This window comes from uncultured Traorella sp. (genome assembly GCF_944327115.1).
Lineage (GTDB): Bacteria > Bacillota_I > Bacilli_A > Erysipelotrichales > Erysipelotrichaceae > Traorella.
In genome coordinates this window covers 1-4,043 of record NZ_CALVGS010000058.1, presented here as the reverse complement: position 1 = coordinate 4,043, position 4,043 = coordinate 1, and the positions used below count along the sequence as shown (strand labels likewise).

Genomic DNA, 4,043 nt, shown 5'->3' with positions numbered 1-4,043 from the left:
CTTTTTAGATCGGATGGTAAAGCATCTCTATATTATGAATAAACAGATCAAGGTAAATATGTTATGTTAGTGAATATGATCGATCTTTTAAAGCATGCGCAAAAGAATGGCTATGCAGTATTGGCAGCCAGCATGCAGAGTGAGGGTAATATGAAGGTAGCCATACAAGCTGCCGAAGAAAATTACTCACCCATTATTTTAAATCACCGTTATGATCGCTTTGAAGAGGATTTTTATCGATATGGGCAAATCGCACGTCAGCTTGCGGAAAGAACGTGGGTTCCTGTTGCTATTAATCAGGATCATGGTAGCACTGTCGAGCAGAATATGTGGGCGATAAGAGCAGGTTATACGGGCATCATGGTTGATCGACAGACATATCCATTAGAAGAAAATATTAAGCTTGTCAGAGAAATGACAGGATTAGCTCATATCGTAGGAGTAAGCGTTGAAAGTGAATTAGGTGTCGTAGGTTTAGGAGATGCTAAGGACATTGAAGAAGGTAAGACAAAGCCTGAAGATGCTTTGCGATTTGTAAAGGAAACGGGTATTGATTGCTTAGCAGTATGCATCGGAACAACGAATAGTTTTGATGTTCCTAAAGATCAGTTAAATGTAAAATTAGACCTTGATCTGCTTCAAAGAATCATGGATGTTGTCGATATTCCTTTAGTGCTTCATGGCGGTTCAGGTGTTCCTGATGAAATGATGTCCAAAGCATGTAAGATGGGTATATGTAAAGTGAATGTGGGCAGTGATTTTCGATTGAATGCCCGCAATACCTTACAAAAGCATATGACTGTATCCGATCAATTGGATTATTGGAGATGGATGGATGCCGGCTATAAAGAAAGAATGGCTGAAAAAATGAATGTTTTTGGAAGTGTAAATCAAGCAATGAGCTTTATAGAAGAATACATAAGAAAGTAGAGGAAATATGGAGAATAAAAATTATTTTCATCGAGTGAGCGAATTAACACAAACTCGCTTTTGGATCAATAATGTAACTGAAAAAGAAGCATACCGAGCCATTGAAGAAGGAGCTGTCGGTTGTACACAAAATCCGGCATATGTTTGGAAAATGATGCAGAAAGATGATCTTCAACCTAAAATCAATGCATTGATTGAACGATATAAGGGATTGGATACGACTGAAATTGTTGTGAATATACAAAAAGATTTAGTTGGTGAAATTGCTAAAATATTTAAACCGCTCTATGATGATACCTTTAAGAAAAATGGTTATGTTAGTATTCAGGGAGATCCATTTCACGAAGATTGCGATACGATCGTGCGATATGGACGATTGAATCGTGAAGCAGGAGAAAATATTATGTGCAAAGTGCCTGTAACGGAAGAAGGATTGAAAGCTATTGAAATTCTTGCAAGTGAAGGAGTTCCTATTAATGCTACTGAGGTTATGAGCGTAAGGCAAGCATTAGATGTATGTGAGGTATATACAAGGGCAACAAAAGGCTTAGAAAAGAAGGCACCTATTTATTTTTCGCATATTTCGGGTATTTTAGAAGAATATTTGAAAAAAACAGCTGAAAAAGAAGGTATTGATATTCATGATGATTTTTTATGGCAAGCGGGTATTGCTGCAGCCAAGAAGACTTATTGGATGTGCAAAAAAGCCAATTCAGAAGTAGGTTTTATTGGTGGTGGAGCCAGAGGACTGCATCATTTCACAGAGATGGTTGGTGCAGATGCAAGCATTACGATTAATTGGGTAGGAACGGCAGATAAGCTGATAGAAGAAAATCCACCGGTAGTAGAGAGATTTAGAATGGACACACCGGAAGCAGTCATTGATGAGTTGTGTGACAAACTTCCTGATTTTAGAAAGGCTTATTTCGTAAATGAAATCAAACCGGAAGAATATGAGGAATTCGGGCCGGTGGTATTATTCAGAAGTTCTTTTGAAGAAGCGTGGAGAAACGCCGAACGGTATGTAAATGATTATCTAAATAGATAAATTGTCTTTTAAGTTTTAATATACTTATGTAAAATGGATAAGCTAAATGATAGTAGCTTATCCATATTTTTTTAGGAATAATGGGGTATGATAGTATTTCAATATATAGTATGTATTACTAAAAAATGTGCAAATGCACAAAAAAAAGGGGGTAGTGTCAAGTAATTGCGGAAAATTAAAAAAGTGAAATGAAAATAACTGAATGCGACAATAAATAAGTGAATGACAGGCAGGAGGATCACCTGCCTGCTTTTATATGATTTGTTTTGAAAAAACGTCTGAGAATTAGAACGGATAAGTTTCTTTCTTATTGGATCTGTTTCTCAAGTGAACGGTGAAGGTTTCTTTTCGAACCTGATCATCAAAAAATGAGAAATCATAGTTCTCATTAAGAGCGACATCCTTTCCTTTAGGGCTGACATCTCTTGCCATCAGGGCTAGCCGGATCAGATCCTCGCCATTCTGAGAATGAATCCGACTGTTCAGATACAGCGGCAGATTCTTTCTGGAATAGGCTTTCGGTACAGATGTGAAATGGGAAGCTATGATATGCGAGATTGCCTGCTCCATGGCACAGCCGATCTTTACCTCTTTCACCATGACCTTGACTTCATGCCAATGTCTGTGAATATAGTCAAGATTTGTATCGAATCGTTTTCTTTCGTTTTCTTCTTTCAGATAGCTTCTTGCGATTTCTGCGACCGTATCGAATTCCTCTCGCTTCAGCTCAAAGAGATAACGGATAAGGACTTCCTGAAATACTTTGTCAGAGGTCATACGGTGAATCGCCTGTGAGGCATGGAAACGGTCCAGGGCAGCCTTGACGGTGGTTCCGGGCATCCGCATTTCGCTGATGCCGTTCCTGATCCAGCTGGCACCGTCTCCCATAATATAGATTTTTTTAACTTTGTTCAGGTCATAGCGGGTAGCAAGATGATCCTGGAGATTTTCCCAGAAATGGTTTTTTTCACTTGAGCAAGAGCTGTAGATATATTTGTTTTTCAGACAGAAGCGGTCGGTAGGAGTACCATCCTTTTTCAGAATTCTTTCCCTGCCTTCAAAACAAACGGCAACTTTGATCATTTCCCTGACATGTGGGGTATCTTCTGTGCATTCGCCCTGCAGGGGTACCCATTTTTCATCAGCCATGATGTAAAGGGTGTCGGGCGTGTGAGGCATAGGGGAAGGACGCAGATGGATCCTTCCGCAACGGTGAAGAAGGTTATAGACGGTCTGGCGGGAAAGGTGACGAAACTTCCGGTCAGGATCAAGGGAGAAGAAACCATAGATCTGTTCACCAAGGATTTTTCCGGTCTTGATCATAGAATTGTGATCGGCATAAATTTCTTTAGCTTTCGCTTCAATACAGCAGTCATAGCGCTGACGAGGGAGAAGAGAAAGCTTGCGGTCGATATAGCAGTAAGGCTCTTTTGTATCTCTGCGCTGATATTCCGTTCTTTTGAAAGTAATTTCACCAAAGATGGTGATGATCGAACGGGAACGGGTCTGCTTGACGTAGAAACGCTGGATCCTGCCAGGAGAAGTACGAAAGAGGAGGTCAGCTTTTTCGATAGCGGAGACAAAGGCAATTCTGAGGAAGGAATAGAACCAGGAGGAAGCATTCGTCATCATAGAAGCATAGTCAAGCGAAGACATGAAGGGAGCAAAGGGAGCATCAAGAAGGGAGAGGAAAAAAGAAAGATCATGGGAAAGATCAGTATTTAAAAGAGAAGTATTTTGTGATAAACTATTCATGGTGATAATGTCCTTTCTTGTTTGTGCAAATTCAATTATAGAACATTATCACTTTTTTTGTACCCTTTTTTCATTCCGCAATTATTTTACACGATCAAAAAGGGAATGAAATTGAATTCATAAAGCATTCTGTGATACAATGTAATTACTAAAAAGTGTGCAAATGCACAAAAAAAGGGAGTGTATCATGGAAATTAAAAGAGATATTTATCTTCAACAATTGATTGATCGAAAAGATAATGGGATGATAAAAGTAATTACAGGAATTCGCAGATGTGGAAAATCCTACTTGCTTTTTACTATCTTTAAG

Annotated in this window: 3 protein-coding genes; 2 read left to right on the top strand and 1 reads right to left on the bottom strand. The window is 39.1% G+C overall.

The annotated features are described in order from the left end of the window. Nucleotides 1-63 precede the first annotated feature (63 nt). A complete protein-coding gene (locus Q0K35_RS05820; RefSeq protein WP_294561731.1) occupies nucleotides 64-930 on the top strand; it encodes a class II fructose-bisphosphate aldolase in 867 nt (288 codons plus the stop codon). Between the two features lie 7 nt (nucleotides 931-937). After that, the gene (locus Q0K35_RS05815) at nucleotides 938-1,978 is read left to right on the top strand and encodes a transaldolase family protein (RefSeq protein WP_294561730.1); all 1,041 of its coding nucleotides are present in this window, start codon (nucleotides 938-940) and stop codon (nucleotides 1,976-1,978) included. A gap of 285 nt (nucleotides 1,979-2,263) precedes the next feature. Here the strand turns inward: Q0K35_RS05815 and Q0K35_RS05810 are convergent, their stop codons facing one another. Continuing rightward, complete coding sequence (locus tag Q0K35_RS05810; RefSeq protein ID WP_294561729.1) at nucleotides 2,264-3,733, bottom strand: UPF0236 family transposase-like protein; 1,470 nt, start codon at nucleotides 3,731-3,733, stop codon at nucleotides 2,264-2,266. Nucleotides 3,734-4,043: the final 310 nt, after the last annotated feature.

Bases quoted from the DNA above. Each gene is read 5' to 3' on its own strand.
- Q0K35_RS05820 (WP_294561731.1), top strand. From the start codon at position 64: ATGTTAGTGAATATGATCGATCTTTTAAAGCATGCGCAAAAGAATGGC.
- Q0K35_RS05815 (WP_294561730.1), top strand. From the start codon at position 938: ATGGAGAATAAAAATTATTTTCATCGAGTGAGCGAATTAACACAAACT.
- Q0K35_RS05810 (WP_294561729.1), bottom strand. From the start codon at position 3,733: ATGAATAGTTTATCACAAAATACTTCTCTTTTAAATACTGATCTTTCC.